At 71.0% G+C, this 17,502-nt stretch carries 20 protein-coding genes; 15 read left to right on the top strand and 5 right to left on the bottom strand.

All coding sequences use genetic code 11. The features are described 5' to 3' along the window. Window positions 1–85: 85 nt before the first annotated feature. The 4 genes from hrcA to AC2IPW_RS15015 all read left to right on the top strand — a co-directional run bounded on the left by hrcA (window position 86) and on the right by AC2IPW_RS15015 (window position 3,925). Window positions 86–1,129: a heat-inducible transcriptional repressor HrcA gene (gene hrcA, locus AC2IPW_RS15030; protein ID WP_003937037.1), complete on the top strand. Its 1,044-nt coding sequence runs from the start codon at window positions 86–88 to the stop codon at window positions 1,127–1,129. 71 nt (window positions 1,130–1,200) lie between these two features. Then, complete coding sequence (dnaJ, locus tag AC2IPW_RS15025) at window positions 1,201–2,349, top strand: molecular chaperone DnaJ (RefSeq protein ID WP_003937038.1); 1,149 nt, start codon at window positions 1,201–1,203, stop codon at window positions 2,347–2,349. Between the two features lie 9 nt (window positions 2,350–2,358). Then, window positions 2,359–3,120 (top strand): 16S rRNA (uracil(1498)-N(3))-methyltransferase, encoded by a 762-nt coding sequence (locus AC2IPW_RS15020; RefSeq protein ID WP_048770821.1) that lies wholly within the window; start codon window positions 2,359–2,361, stop codon window positions 3,118–3,120. Window positions 3,121–3,133: 13 nt separating this feature from the next. Further along, window positions 3,134–3,925: an alpha/beta hydrolase family protein gene (locus AC2IPW_RS15015; protein ID WP_289380792.1), complete on the top strand. Its 792-nt coding sequence runs from the start codon at window positions 3,134–3,136 to the stop codon at window positions 3,923–3,925. Between the two features lie 4 nt (window positions 3,926–3,929). On the opposite strand, the gene AC2IPW_RS15010 is transcribed toward AC2IPW_RS15015, so the two are convergent. Then, window positions 3,930–5,504 carry an MFS transporter gene (locus AC2IPW_RS15010; protein ID WP_486375121.1) on the bottom strand — a complete coding sequence of 525 codons (1,575 nt, stop codon included), beginning with the start codon at window positions 5,502–5,504 and terminating at the stop codon, window positions 3,930–3,932. Between the two features lie 126 nt (window positions 5,505–5,630). Here AC2IPW_RS15010 and AC2IPW_RS15005 point away from each other — a divergent pair, with 126 nt between their 5' ends. The 6 genes from AC2IPW_RS15005 (at window position 5,631) to AC2IPW_RS14980 (ending at window position 10,736) form a co-directional block, all read left to right on the top strand. After that, window positions 5,631–6,305 (top strand): TetR/AcrR family transcriptional regulator, encoded by a 675-nt coding sequence (locus tag AC2IPW_RS15005; protein ID WP_003937042.1) that lies wholly within the window; start codon window positions 5,631–5,633, stop codon window positions 6,303–6,305. Between the two features lie 62 nt (window positions 6,306–6,367). Continuing rightward, window positions 6,368–7,435 carry a PhoH family protein gene (locus tag AC2IPW_RS15000; protein ID WP_003937043.1) on the top strand — a complete coding sequence of 356 codons (1,068 nt, stop codon included), beginning with the start codon at window positions 6,368–6,370 and terminating at the stop codon, window positions 7,433–7,435. A gap of 67 nt (window positions 7,436–7,502) precedes the next feature. Continuing rightward, a complete protein-coding gene (gene ybeY, locus AC2IPW_RS14995; RefSeq protein ID WP_003937044.1) occupies window positions 7,503–8,045 on the top strand; it encodes an rRNA maturation RNase YbeY in 543 nt (180 codons plus the stop codon). A gap of 24 nt (window positions 8,046–8,069) precedes the next feature. After that, entirely contained in the window at window positions 8,070–9,380 is a 1,311-nt protein-coding gene (locus tag AC2IPW_RS14990) for a hemolysin family protein (RefSeq protein ID WP_003937045.1), read from the top strand. Window positions 9,381–9,447: 67 nt separating this feature from the next. Then, window positions 9,448–10,365 (top strand): GTPase Era, encoded by a 918-nt coding sequence (gene era / locus AC2IPW_RS14985; protein WP_010594261.1) that lies wholly within the window; start codon window positions 9,448–9,450, stop codon window positions 10,363–10,365. Between the two features lie 65 nt (window positions 10,366–10,430). Next, window positions 10,431–10,736: a hypothetical protein gene (locus tag AC2IPW_RS14980; protein ID WP_289380795.1), complete on the top strand. Its 306-nt coding sequence runs from the start codon at window positions 10,431–10,433 to the stop codon at window positions 10,734–10,736. Here AC2IPW_RS14980 and AC2IPW_RS14975 read toward each other — a convergent pair. Together AC2IPW_RS14975 and AC2IPW_RS14970 are read right to left on the bottom strand one after the other, a co-directional pair. Further along, window positions 10,703–11,335 carry a TetR/AcrR family transcriptional regulator gene (locus AC2IPW_RS14975; protein WP_371382480.1) on the bottom strand — a complete coding sequence of 211 codons (633 nt, stop codon included), beginning with the start codon at window positions 11,333–11,335 and terminating at the stop codon, window positions 10,703–10,705. The genes AC2IPW_RS14980 and AC2IPW_RS14975 overlap by 34 nt on opposite strands. Continuing rightward, window positions 11,326–12,744 (bottom strand): amidase, encoded by a 1,419-nt coding sequence (locus tag AC2IPW_RS14970; RefSeq protein WP_289380797.1) that lies wholly within the window; start codon window positions 12,742–12,744, stop codon window positions 11,326–11,328. The genes AC2IPW_RS14975 and AC2IPW_RS14970 overlap by 10 nt, the downstream gene beginning before the upstream one ends. 193 nt (window positions 12,745–12,937) lie before the next feature. On the opposite strand from AC2IPW_RS14970, the gene AC2IPW_RS14965 reads away from it, so the two are divergent. From AC2IPW_RS14965 to AC2IPW_RS14945, 5 genes are all read left to right on the top strand, one after another. Next, window positions 12,938–13,975 carry an alpha/beta fold hydrolase gene (locus tag AC2IPW_RS14965; protein ID WP_289380798.1) on the top strand — a complete coding sequence of 346 codons (1,038 nt, stop codon included), beginning with the start codon at window positions 12,938–12,940 and terminating at the stop codon, window positions 13,973–13,975. A gap of 64 nt (window positions 13,976–14,039) precedes the next feature. Further along, complete coding sequence (gene recO, locus AC2IPW_RS14960; RefSeq protein WP_081608744.1) at window positions 14,040–14,855, top strand: DNA repair protein RecO; 816 nt, start codon at window positions 14,040–14,042, stop codon at window positions 14,853–14,855. After that, window positions 14,821–15,618, top strand: a complete 798-nt coding sequence (locus tag AC2IPW_RS14955; RefSeq protein WP_003937051.1) for an isoprenyl transferase — start codon at window positions 14,821–14,823, stop codon at window positions 15,616–15,618. Before recO ends, AC2IPW_RS14955 begins: the two co-directional genes overlap by 35 nt. Then, on the top strand, window positions 15,615–16,088 hold the full coding sequence (locus AC2IPW_RS14950) for a hypothetical protein (RefSeq protein ID WP_003937052.1): 474 nt from the start codon (window positions 15,615–15,617) through the stop codon (window positions 16,086–16,088). The genes AC2IPW_RS14955 and AC2IPW_RS14950 overlap by 4 nt, the downstream gene beginning before the upstream one ends. Then, a complete protein-coding gene (locus tag AC2IPW_RS14945) occupies window positions 16,085–16,588 on the top strand; it encodes a T3SS (YopN, CesT) and YbjN peptide-binding chaperone 1 (RefSeq protein ID WP_289380802.1) in 504 nt (167 codons plus the stop codon). Before AC2IPW_RS14950 ends, AC2IPW_RS14945 begins: the two co-directional genes overlap by 4 nt. A gap of 11 nt (window positions 16,589–16,599) precedes the next feature. Here AC2IPW_RS14945 and AC2IPW_RS14940 read toward each other — a convergent pair whose 3' ends face one another. Next, window positions 16,600–17,028, bottom strand: coding sequence for a Fur family transcriptional regulator (locus AC2IPW_RS14940; RefSeq protein ID WP_003937054.1), 429 nt, complete (start codon window positions 17,026–17,028; stop codon window positions 16,600–16,602). 8 nt (window positions 17,029–17,036) lie between these two features. Beyond that, complete coding sequence (locus tag AC2IPW_RS14935; protein ID WP_003937055.1) at window positions 17,037–17,423, bottom strand: ArsR/SmtB family transcription factor; 387 nt, start codon at window positions 17,421–17,423, stop codon at window positions 17,037–17,039. Window positions 17,424–17,502 lie beyond the last annotated feature (79 nt).

The raw sequence follows: 17,502 nt of genomic DNA, 5'->3' as shown, positions 1-17,502 counted from the left end.
AAACTGGAGCGAAACGGCACGCAGTGCACCGTCCTGCGGTGATGCGTGCCGTCCGGGTGCGACTGCAGAGACGGAGGTGGGCGGGATGTCGAGCACCGAGGAACGACGCTTCGAGGTGTTACGAGCGATCGTGGCCGATTACGTGTCCACCAAGGAACCGATCGGTTCGAAGACGCTCGTCGAACGCCACAATCTGGGTGTGTCCAGCGCGACGGTCCGCAACGACATGGCCGTGCTCGAGGCCGAGGGTTACATCACCCAGCCGCACACCAGCTCGGGCCGGGTTCCCACCGACAAGGGTTACCGCCAGTTCGTCGACCGGATCGCCGACGTCAAACCCCTCTCGGGCGCCGAGCGCCGCGCGATCCTGCAGTTCCTCGAGTCGGGGGTGGACCTCGACGACGTGCTGCGCCGCGGCGTCCGGTTGCTGGCGCAGCTGACCCGGCAGGTCGCGGTGGTGCAGTACCCCACGTTGTCGGCGTCCTCGGTCCGCCATCTCGAGGTGGTCGCGCTGACGCCTGCGCGGTTGCTGCTGGTGCTCATCACCGACTCCGGCCGGGTGGACCAGCGCATCGTCGAGCTCGGTGACGTCCTCGGCGAGGAAGACCTGTCGCGGCTGCGGGACCTGCTCGGGGCGGCGCTGACCGGCAAGCGCCTCGCCGCGGCGTCGATCGCGGTGAGCGAGCTCGCCGGGGACGCGCCCGACGACCTGCGTGATGCGGTCATCCGGTGCGCCACCGTGCTGGTGGAAACCCTCGTCGAACATCCCGAGGAACGGCTCGTGCTCGGCGGCACGGCGAACCTGACGCGCAACGCCGCCGACTTCGACGCGCATGCCGGCTTCCCCGGCTCGTTGCGTACCGTGCTCGAGGCGCTCGAGGAGCAGGTGGTGGTCCTCAAGCTGCTGGCGGCGACACAGGACGCCGGGCGCGTGACGGTGCGAATCGGCGAGGAGACCCAGGTCGAGCAGATGCGCGGCACGTCCGTGGTGTCCACCGGGTACGGTGCCGCGGGCACCGTCTTCGGTGGCCTCGGTGTGCTCGGCCCCACCCGGATGGACTATCCGGGGACGATTGCGTCGGTGGCTGCGGTTGCCCGCTACATCGGTGAGGTGCTCGGCGAACGCTGAGCGCCGCTCGGCGCCGACGCACCATCCGACGACACAACATCTGTGCGAATAGAGAAGGACGAAGAACTCACGTGGCACGGGACTACTACGGGACGCTCGGCGTGTCGAAGAACGCGACCGATCAGGAGATCAAGCGGGCGTACCGCAAGCTTGCGCGCGAGCACCACCCGGATGTGAACCCGGACGAGGCGGCGCAGAAGAGGTTCCAGGAGATCTCCGCAGCGTACGAGGTGCTCTCCGACCCGGAGAAGCGGCGCATCGTCGATCTCGGCGGGGATCCGCTCGAAACCGGTCCGGGTGCGGGTGGGGGCTTCTCGGGAGCCGGCTTCGGTGGTCTCGGCGACGTGTTCGAGGCGTTCTTCGGCGGCGGGGCGACCACCTCCCGCGGACCGCGCGGCCGCGTCCAGCCCGGCGCGGACTCGCTGCTGCGCACCCGGCTGACACTCGAGGAGTGCGCCACCGGTGTCACCAAGCAGATCGCCGTGGAGACCGCGATCCTGTGCGACGGGTGTGCCGGGTCCGGCACCCACGGCGACTCGAAGGCCGTGCGTTGCGAGACGTGTGGCGGCGCCGGGGAGGTGCAGTCGGTGCAGCGCTCGTTCCTCGGCCAGGTCATGACGTCGCGGCCGTGCCCGACGTGCCGCGGTGCCGGGGAGACGATCCCGGACCCGTGCCGCAAGTGCGGCGGCGACGGCCGGGTGCGGGCTCGCCGGGAGATCACGGTCAAGGTGCCGGCCGGTGTCAGCAACGGCATGCGTATCCGGCTGGCGGCGCAGGGCGAGGTCGGCCCCGGCGGCGGTCCCGCCGGCGACCTGTACGTCGAGATCATCGAGCAGGCGCACGACGTGTTCGTGCGCGACGGCGACGACCTGCACTGCACGATCCGGGTCCCGATGGTCGACGCGGCACTCGGCACCACCGTCGTGCTCGACACCCTCGTCGACGGGCCCGCCGAGATCACCGTCGATCCCGGCACCCAGCCCGGGTCGGTGGTGGTGCTCCGCGGGCACGGCATGCCCAAACTGCGTTCCGGGGTGCGCGGGGACGTACACGCCCACCTCGAGGTCGTCGTCCCGTCGAAGCTCGACGGCAAGCAGGTCAAGCTGCTCGAGGAGTTCCGGCGCAAGCGCGAGCACGAGGTGCCCGAGGTCGTCACCACCGGCTCGCAGCACGCCGGGGGCTTCTTCTCCCGGCTGCGCGACGCGTTCAGCGCGCGCTGAGGCCGCGCGGTGGCCGCAACGCTGTTCTACCTCGATCCCCTGCCCGACGCAGGAGCGGTCGCGGTCCTCGACGGTAAGGAGGGTCGCCACGCGGCGACGGTGCGGCGCATCGCAGTGGGCGAGCGCCTCGTCCTGTCGGACGGGCGCGGCCACGTCGCGGACGTGGAGGTGACGGCGACCGCGAAGGACCGGCTCGAGGCCCGTGTCCTGGCCCGTCGGGAAGTCCCCGCACCGCGTCCCCGGGTCACCGTGGTGCAGGCGTTGCCGAAATCCGATCGTTCCGAACTGGCGGTGGAACTGGCCACGGAGGCGGGCGCCGACGCGTTCGTGCCGTGGCAGGCCGCGCGGTGCGTCGCCCGGTGGGACGGTCCGAAGGCCGCCAAGGGTGTCGGGCGATGGCAGGCCGTCGCGGTGGCGGCCGCCAAGCAGTCCCGGCGTCCTCACGTGCCCGAGGTCGCGCCGGTCCACCGGACCGCGGACGTCGCCGAGGCCGTGCGCGCGACGGTCGCTCGCGGGGGTGTCGCGGCGGTCCTGCACGAGTCCGCGACCGACCCCTTCGGCTCGCTGTCCCTGGCCGACGCCGCCGAACTGCTGCTCGTGGTCGGACCGGAGGGCGGCGTCGACGACGCCGAGCTGGCGGCGCTGACGACGGCGGGAGCGCGGCCGGTGCTGCTCGGGCCGACGGTGCTGCGAACGTCCACGGCCGCGGCGGTCGCGCTGGGGGCGGTGGGCGTGCTGACCCCGCGTTGGGATGCGCGACCGCTCCACTGACACACTCGAGGACATGTCCCGAGTGCGCATCGCCTACGGTCCGCAGCCGCAGCAGTTCGGCCACCTGTACCTGCCGGACGCCACGGACCCGGCCGTGCCTGTACCGGTGGTGATGGTCGTCCACGGCGGCTTCTGGAGCGGCGACTACCACCTCAACCTCGGTACGCCACTCTCGCTCGAACTGGCTGCGCACGGCGTGGCGGCCTGGAACGTCGAGTACCGGCGGATCGGTGCGGGCGGGCGGTGGCCGGAGATGTCGGCCGACATCGTCGCGGCCCTCGACGCCGTCGCCACCGCCGTGGTCGAGCAAGCCCGGACCGCAGGCGTCGCACTCGATCCGGGCCGGGTGCGGGTGGTCGGGCACTCGGCCGGCGGTCAGCTCGCCGTGTGGCTCGCGGGCCAGCGAACGCAGGTGCGTCCCGAGCTCGTCGTCTCCCAGGCTGGTGCGCTGGACCTCGCGTCCGCGGGCGAACGTGGCCGCCGGGTGGGCTACATCGAGGATCTGTTCGGTCAGCCCTACGATGCGGACCCGCAGTTGTACCGGTCGGCGTCGCCCCGGCATCGGGTGCCGATCGGGGTGCCGGTCGCGCTCGTCCACGGCACCGAGGACGCACAGGTGCCGGTGAGGGTCGCCGAGCGCTACGCCGAGGCGGCGGTCGCCGCGGGTGATCCGGTGGCACTGCACGTCGTCGACGGCGAGGATCACTTCGCGTTCCTCGACAAGCGGACCCGCAGCTGGACGCTGTCGCGCGAGTTGCTGCTGGCCCCGGAGCCGCTGGGTTCGCAGGTGTGTCCGGAGGGCTGACGGTTCAGCGGCGCGGTGGCAGGACCGCGGTGACGACGACCGCGCCGACGGCCAGGGCGACGCCGCCGACGAGGCTCGCCGACGTGATCGCCTGCGAGAATGCGTCGGCCGACGCGTCGAGAAGCGGCTGCGCGTAGGAGGCGGCGAACGGGTTCTTCGCCAGCTCCTCGGCGACCAGCGCGGCACCGCCCACGGAATCGCCTGCCGCAGCGACGGCCGTGTCGGCCTGCGCGGCCATCGGCCCGTCGAGATTCGCGAGCGGCAGTCCGGCGAGGAACGCGGAGATCTCACGCTGGTAGGCGGTGGCCAGCACCGAGCCCAGCACGGCGATGCCGAGGGAGCCGCCGAGTTCGACCGCGGTGTCGTTCAGGCCGCCCGCGGCGCCGAGTTCGGCCTCGGGGAATCCGCTCATCACGAGGTCGGTGGCCGGCGGGGCGGCCAGCCCGATGCCGAGACCGAGAAGAACGAGCGCGACGAGGAACACCGGGTATCCGGAACCGTCGTCGAGCAGGGTGAGGGTGAGGACGCCGATCGCGGCGACGGCCGTGCCGGCACCGATCGCGACGCGCGCCCCGAGACGTGGCGCCAGCCGGCCGCTCACGGCCGAGCCGATCGAGACGGCCGCGGCCAGCGGAAGCAGGCGCAGACCGGTCTCGAGCGGGCTGTAGCCGAACACGAACTGGAACTGCTGCGCCACGAAGTAGATCGCCCCGAACGACGTGAGGAAGAGCAGCAACACGGACAGGCACGCACCTGCGACGGACCGGTCGGCGACGCGCCCGAGGGCCAGCAGCGGCTGCGGGTGCCGCAGCTCCCAGGCGACGAAGCCGCCGCCTGCGAGAACGGCGACCGTCAGCGCGCCGAGCGCCGTTGCGTGCCAACCGAAGTGGAATCCCTCGATGATGCCGGCGACGAGCGCGCCGACGGCGGCCACGGACAGGGCGCCGCCGACCCAGTCGATGCGAGTGACGTGTTCGGCCCGGGAGGGCGGCACCAGCGCGAGCGCCGCGACGGCGGCGAACGCCGCGATCGGCACGTTGACGAGGAACGTCGAGCCCCACGAGTGCTGTTCGAGCAGCCACCCCGCGAGGAGGGGGCCGAGTGCGATCGCCAGTCCGGACGTCGCGGCCCAGGCGGCGATGGCGCGGGGTCGTTCCGCGGCGGGGAACATGGCGACGAGCAGGGACAGGGTCGCGGGCATGATGACCGCGGCGCCGACGCCCATCGTGATGCGGGCGCCGATCACCTCGGCCGCGGTGCCGGCGAGGCTGCCGAACACGGCGCCCGCGGCGAAGACGGCGAGCCCGGTGAGGAGGGCGCGCCGCCGGCCGTAGCGGTCGCCGAGGACGCCCGCGAGCAGCATCAGCGCGGCGTAGGGCACGGTGTAGCCGTCGATCACCCACTGCAGGTCGGTGCTGGTCAGCTGAAGTTCGCGCAGCATGCTCGGGGCCGCGACGATGAGCGCGGTGTTCGCCATCACGACGATCAGCAGGCTCAGGCAGAGCACGGCGAGGCCGGCCCACCGGCGCGGATACGGACGGGCGGGACCCGTGGTCGGGCGGATCAGGCTCGAGGTCAACTCTGCTCCTCACGCATGCGGGCGTCGGCAACTATTTGCACAACCATGTGCAAGTTAGGAATTTGCACACGAGTGTGCAAGTAAAGTTGACGGACGTCACACTCGGCGGTGGAAGAAGGTGTTCACGTGGCGGAACCGATCCGGGGGCCGCGACGGCGGACGAGCGGGAACCGAGCGCGGATCCTCGAGGCGGCCATGGGGTGTTTCGCAGCCGACCCGGACGCCAGCATGGACGAGGTCGCCCAGGCTGCCGGCGTGGTGCGCCGCACCGTCTACGCCCACTTCCCGAGCCGCGAGGCGCTCGTCGACGGCATCGCGGAGGAGGCGGCCGCCGCGCTCGCGGCGGCCGTCGACCGGCCGGATCCCGAGGAACCCGACCTGGCGCTCGCCGTCGCTGCCCTCATGACCTGGCCCGTCGGAGACCGCTTCCGCGTGTTGCTGTCCTTCGCGCGCAAGGAGGTCGGCGACGAGCGCATCGGGGAGCTCATCGCCCCGCTGCGCACCCGCACCCTCGCGATCGTGGAGCGGGGCCGGCGGTCGGGGGTGTTCTCCGCGTACCTGCCGCCCGTCGTCCTCGTCGGAATGCTCGAGGGGCTCACCATGGCCACCCTCGAACAGGCCAACCGCGGCATGGTGCACGACGCGGGTGAATCCGTCGCCCTCGCCGCCCTCGTCCTGATGGGGGTTCCGCCGGAGCGTGCCGTCGCCGTCGTCCAGCAGGCCCGGCGAACGCAGCAGGATCGGCACCGGGCACCCGCCCCAGGCGGCAATGCGGTGGGGCGCGGAGACACCCGGCGCTAGACTGACATCGTCACGACGCCCGTCGTGCGCCAGCCGAACCGAAAGCAGGCCGTACCGTCCACGTGAGTGAACCAGACGACACCCGAGAGACCGGGAACGCCGAACGGACCACCGTCCGTTCCAACTTGGACCTGCCCCCCGAAGCTGCGGCACCGTTGCTCGGCTCGGCCGACGAGAATCTCATCGCCCTCGAACGGGCTCTCGGCGCGGACATCCACGTACGCGGCAACTCCGTCACCCTCACCGGCGCGCCCGCGGACGTCGCGCTCGCGGAACGGGTGCTCGGGCAGCTGGTCACCCTCGTCGGACGCGGCCAGGCGGTGACCCCGGACGCGGTGCGCCGCACCGTGGGAATGCTCACGCAGGGCTTGTCCGACGCGCCGGCCGACGTCCTGAGCCTCGACATCCTGTCCCGGCGCGGCAAGACCATCCGGCCCAAGACCCTCAACCAGAAGCGCTACGTCGACGCCATCGACACCAACACGATCGTGTTCGGTATCGGGCCCGCGGGCACCGGCAAGACGTACCTCGCCATGGCCAAGGCCGTGCAGGCCCTGCAGTCGAAGCAGATCACCCGCATCATCCTCACCCGTCCCGCCGTCGAGGCGGGGGAGCGCCTCGGCTTCCTGCCCGGCACGCTGCACGAGAAGATCGACCCGTACCTGCGCCCGCTGCACGACGCGCTGCACGACATGATGGATCCGGAAGCCATCCCGAAGCTCATGCAGGCCGGAGTCATCGAAGTCGCACCGCTGGCGTACATGCGCGGGCGAACCCTCAACGACGCGTTCATCATCCTCGACGAGGCCCAGAACACGACCGCCGAACAGATGAAGATGTTCCTGACCCGGCTCGGCTTCGGGTCGAAGATCGTCGTCACCGGCGACACCACGCAGGTGGACCTGCCCGGTGGTGCCCGCTCCGGACTGGCTGCCGCCGCCGAGATCCTCGACGGCATCGACGGAATCCACTTCGCGGTCCTCGACAGCAGCGACGTCGTGCGCCACCGGCTCGTCTCCGACATCGTCGACGCCTACGAGCGCTTCGAGGCCGATCGGCCGACCGGCGTGGCGATGGGCAACCGCGCCCAACGGCGGGCGGCGGCCCAGAACCGGGTGCCACGCCGGTGACCGCGATCGAAGGCCCCTCCAGCCTCGCACCCGCCGTGTCCGCACCTGCCCAGAAGGAACTGCACAGATGAGCATCGAGATCTCGAACGAATCGGGGATGGACGTCGCCGAGGAGGACCTGATCGACATCGCGCGGTTCGTCATCGCCCGGATGGACGTGCATCCGGCCGCAGAACTGTCGATGGTGCTCGTCGACTCCGGCACCATGGCCGATCTGCACATGCGCTGGATGGACCTGCCCGGCCCCACCGACGTGATGTCCTTCCCCATGGACGAGCTCGAACCCGGCGGCCGCCCCGACGCTCCCGAGCCCGGCCCCTCCATGCTCGGCGACATCGTGCTGTGCCCGTCCTTCGCTGCGGAACAGGCCGACAAGGCCGGCCATTCACTCGCGCACGAACTCGCCGTGCTCACGGTCCACGGCGTTCTGCACCTGCTCGGCTACGACCACGCCGAACCCGACGAGGAGAAGGAGATGTTCGGTCTGCAGAATCAGCTCCTCGAGGAGTGGTACGAGGAACTGCGGCGCGCCGAGCACGAGGCCCGGCTCGCCGCCCGCGACCAGCAGCTCCTCGGCAAGGCCGGGTTCTTCGACCCGACCGAGCGGTAGCGGCGTCGTGTTCGGAGGATCGGCATGAGTGCCCCCGCGCTCGTCGTCGCCGCCGTCGTGCTGGTGGCGCTCGGCGGATTGTTCGCGGCGGTCGACTCGGCGCTGAACACCGTCTCCCCGGCCCGGGTGGAGGAACTCGCGAAGGGTGAACGGCCCAGCGCGCAGAAGCTGCTGGTGATCCTCGGAGACCGCCCCCGGTACGTCAACCTGATGGTGCTGCTGCGCATTCTGTGCGAGATCACCGCGACGGTCGTGCTGGTGGCGGCGCTGCTCGACCGGATGGACCACACCTGGGCGCTGGTCACCGCTGCCGTGGTCATGGTGCTCGTGGACTACATGGTGATCGGCGTGGGTCCGCGCACCCTCGGCCGCCAGCACGCGTATTCCATCGCCCTGGGCGCGACGGTGCCGCTGCGCGTGATCGGTGTGCTGCTCGGCCCGCTGAGCAGACTGCTGATCCTGATCGGCAATGCGATCACCCCCGGTCGCGGATTCCGGAACGGGCCGTTCGCCAACGAGATCGAGCTGCGCGAGCTGGTGGACATGGCCCAGGAGCGCGGCGTCGTCGCGGCCGAGGAACGGCGAATGATCCAGTCGGTGTTCGACTTCGGTGACACCACCGCGCGCGAGGTGATGGTGCCGCGTCCCGAGATGGTGTGGATCGAGGCGGACAAGACCGCCGGCCAGGCCACCTCGCTCGCGGTACGCAGCGGGCACTCCCGCATCCCCGTGGTCGGGGAGAACGTCGACGACATCCGCGGCGTCGTGTACCTGAAGGATCTGGTGCAGCAGACCTACTATTCACGCGACGGCGGCCGGAGTGTGACCGTGGCCGAGGTGATGCGCCCGGCGGTGTTCGTCCCCGATTCCAAGCGTCTCGACGATCTGCTGGCCGACATGCAGCGCGACCGCAACCACATGGCGCTGCTCGTCGACGAGTACGGCGGCATCGCCGGTCTCGTCACCATCGAAGACATCATCGAGGAAATCGTCGGCGAGATCGCCGACGAGTACGACACCGCAGAGATCGCCCCCGTCGAGGATCTCGGCGACGACACCTTCCGGGTCTCCGCTCGATTGCCCGTCGAGGACCTCGGTGACCTGTTCGACGTCGCGCTCGACGATCTCGAGGTCGACACCGTCGGCGGACTGCTCGGGTTCGTGCTCGGCCGGGTACCGTTGCCGGGCTCGGAGGTGGAGATCCACGGCTTGCGGCTGCGCGGCGAGGGCGGCCGCGACGCCCGCGGCCGGGTCCGCATCAACACCGTGTACGTGCAACGGGTTCCCGCGACCGAGGAGGCCGCCGCGGTCGCCGAGGAGCCGGTCGACGGGTGACCTCGTCGCCGAGGCCCCACACCCCGTGCCGATCCGTACGGCGGCACCACAGACGAGGAGCTCTGCATTGACCGATCCCGACTTCCGTTCCGGCTTCGTGTGTTTCGTCGGCCGCCCCAACACCGGCAAATCGACGCTGACGAATGCGCTCGTGGGCAGCAAGATCGCGATCACCTCGTCGCGCCCGCAGACCACCCGGCACACCATCCGGGGCATCGTGCACCGGGAACACGCACAGATCATCCTCGTCGACACTCCCGGCCTGCACCGGCCGCGGACCCTGCTCGGGCAGCGCCTCAACGACCTGGTGCGCGACACCTATTCGGAGGTCGACGCCGTCTGCGTGTGCATCCCGGCGGACGAGAAGATCGGCCCCGGCGACCGCTGGATCGTCGAACAGGTGCGGCAGGTCGCCCCCCGCACGAAGCTGATCGGCATCGTCACGAAGATCGACAAGGTCAGCAAGGAACGGCTCGCACCGCAGCTGCTCGCCGTGTCCGAGCTGCTGGGGCCCGACGTGGACGTCGTGCCCGTGTCCGCCACCTCGGGGGAACAGCTCGAGGTCCTCGTCGACGTTCTCGCCTCGCACATGGAACCCGGGCCGGCGTTCTACCCCGACGGGGAGCTGACGGACGAGCCCGAGGAGACGCTCATGGCCGAGCTGATCCGCGAGGCCGCGCTCGAGGGGCTCGGCGACGAGCTGCCCCATTCGCTCGCGGTAGTGATCGAGGAGATCTCCGAGCGGGAGGGCCGAACCGAGAAGCAGGGCGAACTGCTCGACGTGCATGCGCTGCTGTACGTGGAGCGGCCGAGCCAGAAGGGCATCGTCATCGGCAAGGGTGGTGCGCGCCTGCGCGAGGTCGGTACCGCCGCCCGGTCGCAGATCGAGAAGCTGCTCGGTGTGAAGATCTACCTCGATCTGCACGTCAAGGTCGCCAAGGACTGGCAGCGTGATCCGAAGCAACTCGGCCGCCTCGGCTTCTGATCTACGGTGGTCCCCGAGAGGTCTTGGGGGCCACGGCCCGGGCTGCGAACGCGGAAGAGACAGCCGTGAACGGTGATTCGGCGAGCGGTGTACGGGCGGTGGTGACGCGGAATCGCGTCGCCGTCGGCGTCGTCCTCGCGGCATTGTGTCTCGGACTCGCCGTGCTCTGGCTGTTCGTGGTGCCCGCGAAGGCCGGCACCACGACCGGTGTGCAGGAAGCGGCGATCCGCTACGGACATCCGGCGTGCTGGGCGCTGCTGGCGACGGCCTCCGTCCTGTTCGCGGTGCGGGCCCCGCGCCGGTCGGTCCACGTCGTCGTGCGGAGCGCCCTCGCGGCCTACGTGATCTTCGTCGTCGCCACCGTGGTGTGACCGGTGCCCGGGTCACCTCCCGCGGTGTCCGGGGAGACCGCGCTGCGGACCAGGTGCAGCACGGAGGTCGCGATGTCCACCGCACCGCCGGTGGCGAGGCGCCGCAGCTGCAGGCCCGTGATCGTGGCCACCAGCGTCGGCGCGATCGATTCCGCTCGGGGTACGCCGAGTTCGGTGAGGATCGTTGCGGTCAGCGCATCGTAGGCGGACCAGCACTGTGCCGCGGCGTCCCGCAGCCGGGCATCCCTGCCCGCCTGGATGTAGAGCTCGAACGGGGCGATCCGTTCGGCCGAGAACGACAAGTCCTCGGCAACCTGCTCGGTGAGTGCTGCGGCGTCGACCAGGCTCGGATCCCGGCCCCGGTACTCCTGTGCGAGCTCGCGCAGTCGTGTGGTCTCGTCGGCGACGAATGTCGTGAGCGCCGAGCGCAGCAGATCGGACTGGGTGGGGAAGTGGTAGGTGATCGACCCGAGCGAGACCTCCGCCCGGGCGGCGATGCGGCGGTTGGTGACTGCGGCGATGCCGTCCGTGCCGATCAGGTGCAGGGTCGCGGCGACGATCCTGCTGCGGACATCCGTGCCCATCGAGCTCACCACCATCGCCGCGGCGTGTGACGATCCCAGCGCAGTTCCGACTCGAGCTGCGAGGCAAGGGAGATCAGCACGGGCTCGGCGTTCTCGTGCCCCATGAGCTGGGCGCCGACCGGCAGGCCCGATCCGGTGAAGCCCGCCGGGATGTTCACGCTCGGCCAGCCCAGGACGTTCCACGGCCAGGTGTAGGGGCAGGCGGCAGTGATCACCTTGTCGGTGGCCCAGCCTCCGAGACCGTCCATTGCGTCCACCGTCGGCGGCGGAGTGGCCGTGGTGGGGGCGAGGATGACGTCGAACCGGTCGAAGATCGAGCCGATGCGCCGGCGTATGCGTGGTTCGGCGGCCCGCGCGGCACGGAGCGGGCGGCCGCGGAGCAATCGGCCGGTGCGCGCGTTCGCGCGGGTCCGGGGGTCGGCCAGGGCGGGGTCCGGCAGGCGCCGCACCCAGTCGTCGATTCCCGCCATGGACCGGGGCAGAAAGTTCAGGCCCAGCAGTTTTCCGTAGGCGGGGTCGGCGAGAGTGACCTCGTGACCCAGGGCGCGCAGGGTGCCGGCGAGGGATTCGACGCTCGCCCGGATCTCGTCGTGCAGGCGGGCGCGGGTTGCGGTGTACGGCAGGGCGAACGAGAGCGCGACGCGGAGCCGGCCCGGATCGCGGCCCACGGCGTCGGACACCGTGACGGACTCGGCTTCGTGCAGGTCGCCGACGTGGCCGCCGGCGACAGCGTCGAGCAGCAGCGCGGCATCGGCGACCGTACGGGCGAGGGTGCCGTGCGTGGTCAGGCCGTAGAACGCCTCGGGGTCGGGCCACATCGAGATCCGGCCACGCTGCGGCTTGATCCCCACGAGGTTGGTCCAGGCGGCCGGGATGCGGACCGACCCGGCGCCGTCCGAGCCCAGCGCCGCGGACACCATGCCCGCCGCCACCGCCGCAGCGCTGCCCCCGGAGGACCCGCCGGGGGTGTGGTCGCGGTGCCACGGGTTGCGGGTGTGCCCGAAGGCGCTGCCACCGGTGAACGGCCACTGGCCCAGTTCGGGGGTGTTCGTCTTGCCGACGATCACGGCGCCGGCTGCCCGCAGTCGTCGCACCACTTCCGCGTCCTGCCCGCAGGCGGTGAACTCGCCGGCGCATCCGAACGCGGTGACCTCCTGCGCGATGTCCGTGTCGTCCTTCACCGCGACCGGCACCCCGAGCAGGGGAAGGCGGACCCCGGCGGCGAGACGCCGGTCGGCCTGCTCGGCCTCGGCGAGGGCCTGCTCGCGGCGGACGCTCCGAAAGGCGTTGAGGGCGGGATCGGCGGTCGCGATGCGGTCCAGGGCCGCCCGCGTCGCGGCGACGGACGTGGTGGCGCCCGCGGCCAGCGCGGCGGCCTCGGCGGCGAGGCCCGGCGCTCGGGTGTCGGCCTGGGGTGCGGTCATGCGGCGGCGTCCTCCGGTAGCTGTTCGTTCGAACGAACAGTAACTTGTTCCAGTGCGTCCGGTCGAGTGTTCGAGTTCGAAAATGTGATGCTTGTCACATAAGGGACATGTGCGGTGGGTCGCTGGGTATGCCCCCGGGGATATCGCGGGCGCCTCCCGGGATGTCGTAGAGATCGGCTGTCAGGAGTTACACATGGGTTCATCACGCACACGCAACCTCCGGCGCGTACCGGATACGGAGACGCGGGTGGTCTTCCGGACCATCCACGGCTACCGCCGCGCGTTCCGGATTGCCGGTGAGGGACCCGCGCTGCTGCTGATCCACGGGATCGGCGACAACTCCTCGACCTGGAGGGAGGTCATCCCGCACCTGGCCCGCAAGTACACGGTCATCGCGCCCGACCTGCTCGGCCACGGGCGCTCCGACAAGCCCCGCAGCGACTATTCGGTCGCCGGATACGCCAACGGTGTGCGAGATCTGCTGTCGGTGCTGGGCATCGACCGCGTCACGGTGGTCGGGCATTCCCTCGGCGGGGGCGTCGCGATGCAGTTCGCGTACCAGTTCCCGCAGCTGGTCGAGCGGCTCGTGCTGGTCTCGGCCGGTGGTGTCACCAAGGACGTGCACCCCGCCCTGCGGCTGCTGTCCGTGCCGGGACTGAGCGAGGCGCTCAAGCTGCTGCGGCTCCCGGGCGCCATGCCCGCTGTGCGGATCGCCGGGGGTCTGCTGGGCCGCTGGCACGACACGCCGCTGCGTCCCGGTGTCCTGCTGCACGACACCTCGGACCTGATCCGGGTTCTCGGGGGCCTGCCCGATCCCACAGCGTGCGAGGCGTTTCTGCGCACACTGCGGGCCGTCGTGGACTGGCGTGGTCAGGCGGTGACGATGCTCGACCGCTGCTACCTGACCGAGGACCTGCCCGTGCAGTTGATCTGGGGTGAGCACGACAGCGTGATCCCCGTCGGGCACGCGCACCTGGCGCATTCGGCGATGCCGCATTCCCGGCTCGAGATCTTCCGCAACTCCGGTCACTTCCCGTTCCGCGACGACCCCATCCGGTTCGTCCGGGTCGTCGAGGAATTCCTCGGCTCCACCGCCCCCGCCGAGTTCGACGAGCAGCGCTGGGGCCGGCTGCTCGTCAACGGCGCCGGCGAACGCCGGATCACCGGAGGTCCCGCTACCCGGCAGGCCGTGCTCGGGGCGATGGGTGCCGACGAGCGCAGCGCCACCTGAGCCGACCGAGCGAACCCGGACGTGGCGTGCGGCGGGTGTCGGCCGGGCGTGACAGACTCGGATCGTGAGGTTGTACCGGGATCACGCGGTGGTGCTGCGCCAGCACAAGCTGGGCGAGGCCGACCGCATTGTCACCCTGCTCACCCGTCGCCACGGACTCGTGCGGGCCGTCGCGAAGGGTGTGCGGCGCACCCGCTCGAAGTTCGGGGCCCGGCTCGAGCCGTTCGCGCACATCGACGTGCAGCTGCATCCGGGCCGCAGCCTCGACATCGTCACGCAGGTCCAGACCGTCGACGCGTTCGGTGCCGACATCGTCGACGACTACGGCCGCTACACCACCGCGTGCGCCGTCCTCGAGACCGCCGAACGGCTCGCCGGTGAGGAACGCGCCCCCGTCCCGCAACTGCACCGCCTCACCGTCGGTGCGCTCCGCGCGCTGTCCGACCGGATCCGGCCGCCGGAGCTGATTCTCGACGCGTACCTGCTGCGCGCGATGGCCTACGCCGGCTGGGCACCTGCGATCGGCCGCTGCGCCCGCTGCGACGAGCCCGGCCCGCACCGCGCATTCCATGTCGCGGCCGGGGGAGCGGTGTGCGTGCAGTGCCGTCCGCCGGGTGCCGCGACCCCCGGTGCGGGGGTGCTGGACCTGATGGACGCGTTGTTCCACGGTCGCTGGGAGGGCACCGAAACGGTGCCGGCGGCCACGCGCGGGCAGGCCAGTGGCTTGATCGCCGCCCATCTGCAGTGGCATCTGGAGCGGCAGTTGCGGACTCTGCCCCTCATCGAACGCAGTCGTCCCCATGCCGTGGCTGTGGACGGGGAGACGGTCGGGCAGGATGGGGGGCGTGATTCGACGCCGCACCCCGCAACCATCGCGTGACCGCGAGATCCGGCCGCCCGATCCGCATCCGTCCGGCGCCCGCCCACCGGGGCTGCAGCCCGAGCTGATCCCGCGGCACGTCGCCCTGGTCATGGACGGCAACGGACGCTGGGCACAGGAACGCGGCCTGCCCCGCACCGCCGGCCACGAACGCGGCGAGGCGGTGCTGATGGACACCGTGTGCGGCTGCATCGAGATGGGCGTCAAGTGGCTCTCGGCGTATGCGTTCTCCACCGAGAACTGGAAGCGCAGCCCGGACGAGGTGCGCTTCCTCATGGGCTTCAACCGGGATGTGATCCGGCGCCGGCGCGACGAGATGCACGAGATGGGGGTGCGCGTGCGCTGGGCCGGACGACGGCCCAAGCTGTGGCGCAGTGTCGTCAAGGAACTCGAGATCGCCGAGGAATTGACCCGCGACAACGACGTGATGACTCTCACCATGTGCGTGAACTACGGGGGCCGAGCCGAGATCGCCGACGCTGCAAGGGAAATCGCGCACCGGGTGGCCGCCGGACAGCTCGACCCGGATCGTGTCACCGAGGCCACGGTGGCGCGGTATCTCGACGAACCCGACATGCCGGACGTGGACCTGTTCCTGCGGCCGTCCGGTGAGCAGCGCACCTCGAACTTCCTGCTCTGGCAGTCGGCCTACGCCGAAATGGTGTTCCAGGACAAGATGTTCCCCGACTTCGACCGTCGGGACCTGTGGGCCGCGTGTGTGGAATACGCCTCGCGCGACCGTCGATTCGGGGGTGTGAAGTGACGGACGCCGGGACCGGGCGGGGCGACCGGGTACCCGACCCCGGCGGGACGGACCCGAGCGGACTGAGCCTGCGCGAGCGGATCGCGTCCGCGCTGGCGGGGTTCGTCGCCCTGCACGAACCCAGGACGAACGGTGACGACGCGCTGGGATTCGACTACGCGGGCGTGCCCTGCGCCGTGCGGGTGGTGACCCTCACCGAGGGTCTCGACGTGGTGTCGCTGACCGGGATCCTCGCGTGGGACCTGCCCCTCGACGACGCGTTGCGCACGCGCGTCGCCACGGCAGCGGACGCCCTGCAGTTCGGGTCGATCCATCTCGTCGAGCGGGACGCCGAGGCGGACGTGGTGCTGCGGTACTCCTTTCCTGCCACCGGCCTCGACGATTCGCCCCTGACGACGATGCTGCTGCTCGTGCTCGGTGGCGCCGGCGACGCGCGTTCGGCCGTCGCGGGTACGGGCGGATCCGAGTGAGCGAACTCGACTGGGACTTCCCGATCGCCACCGGAGACGACGACGCGCTGCGCGCGGCCGTGCTGCGCGTCCTGTCGACGGTCCTCGCCGAGGAGATCGAACCGGACACGGACGGCGACGTGCCGATCTGGGTCGACGATGTGCTCACCTATGTCGTCGTCGACTCACGAGCCGGGGTGGTGGAGCTGACGACGTACCTCGTGGAGCGGATCTCCGGTCGTACCCGCGCGGCCGAGGTTCTCGTCGACCTGCAGGCGCAGTGGCCGGACGCGACGCTCGAGCTCCATCAGGACCGGGTGACGGCGGTGCAGCGCGTCCCGGCGCACCCGTTGGTGCCGGCGCACCTGGCGCGCGCGGTCGCGGTGGTGGCGGCACTCGTGCCGTCGGCTCCCGACCTCGCAACGCGGCTCGGCGGGCGGGCGTGCGTGTTCGACGAGCCGGGCGACGAGGCCCTCGATCTACTGGGCGGGTGCGGTTGCGACGGCTGCGGGTGCCGCTGAGGGTCGGCCGCTCAGCGGGTGGTCGCGGGCTCGGCGGCTGCGCACTCGCGGCAGGTGCCGAAGATCTCGACGGTGTGACTGACGTCGACGAAGCCGTTCGCCTCGGCCACCTCGTGGGACCAGCGCTCGACCTCGGGTCCGTCCACCTCGACGGTGAATCCGCACGCGCGACACACGAGGTGGTGGTGGTGACCGGACGAGCAGCGCCGGTAGACGGACTCGCCGTTGTCGGTGCGCAGCACGTCGACGGTGCCGGCTTCGGCGAGGGACTGCAGGGTGCGGTAGACGGTGGTCAGGCCGATGCCCTCACCTCGACGGCGCAGTTCGTCGTGCAGGTCCTGGGCCGAACGGAATTCCTCGATCTCGTCGAGCAGCGCGGAAATCGCACTGCGTTGTCTGGTGGAGCGGACTCCGACGACGGGTTTGGGGGCGGGCGGCACGGCTGGGGTCAACCTTCCTCGACGTGGGCGACGGCATCGACGACGATGTGGGCGAGATGGTCGTCGACGAGACGGTAGAGCACCTCGCGGCCGGCGCGCTCGCCGCGGACCACCCCCGCGGCTTTGAGGATGCGCAGGTGCTGGCTGATCAGCGGTTGGGTGACGCCGAGCGCGCCGACCAGCTCGTGGACGCAGCGCTCGGACTCGCGCAGTTGCAGCACGATCGCGATGCGCACGGGTGCGGCCAGGGCGCGCAGCAGCTCGCCGGCGGCGGCGAGGGTCTCGCGCGACGGAGCCGGGGCCGGGGAGGGTGTCACCGAGTCCGGCCGGCAGTCCTCGTGCGGTGGGTTCGCGGCGGTGGCGTCGCCGCCGCGGCCGGTGTCGGCAACGCTCAACGGGTCTCCTTCGGGTCCTCGGCCGCGTTATTGCAAACCGATTCCATTTTGATATGCACGAATGTGCATGTCAACCGGC

It is taken from the genome of Rhodococcus sp. NS-SX18, assembly GCF_057367935.1.
This window is presented reverse-complemented; position numbering and strand designations above follow the sequence as displayed.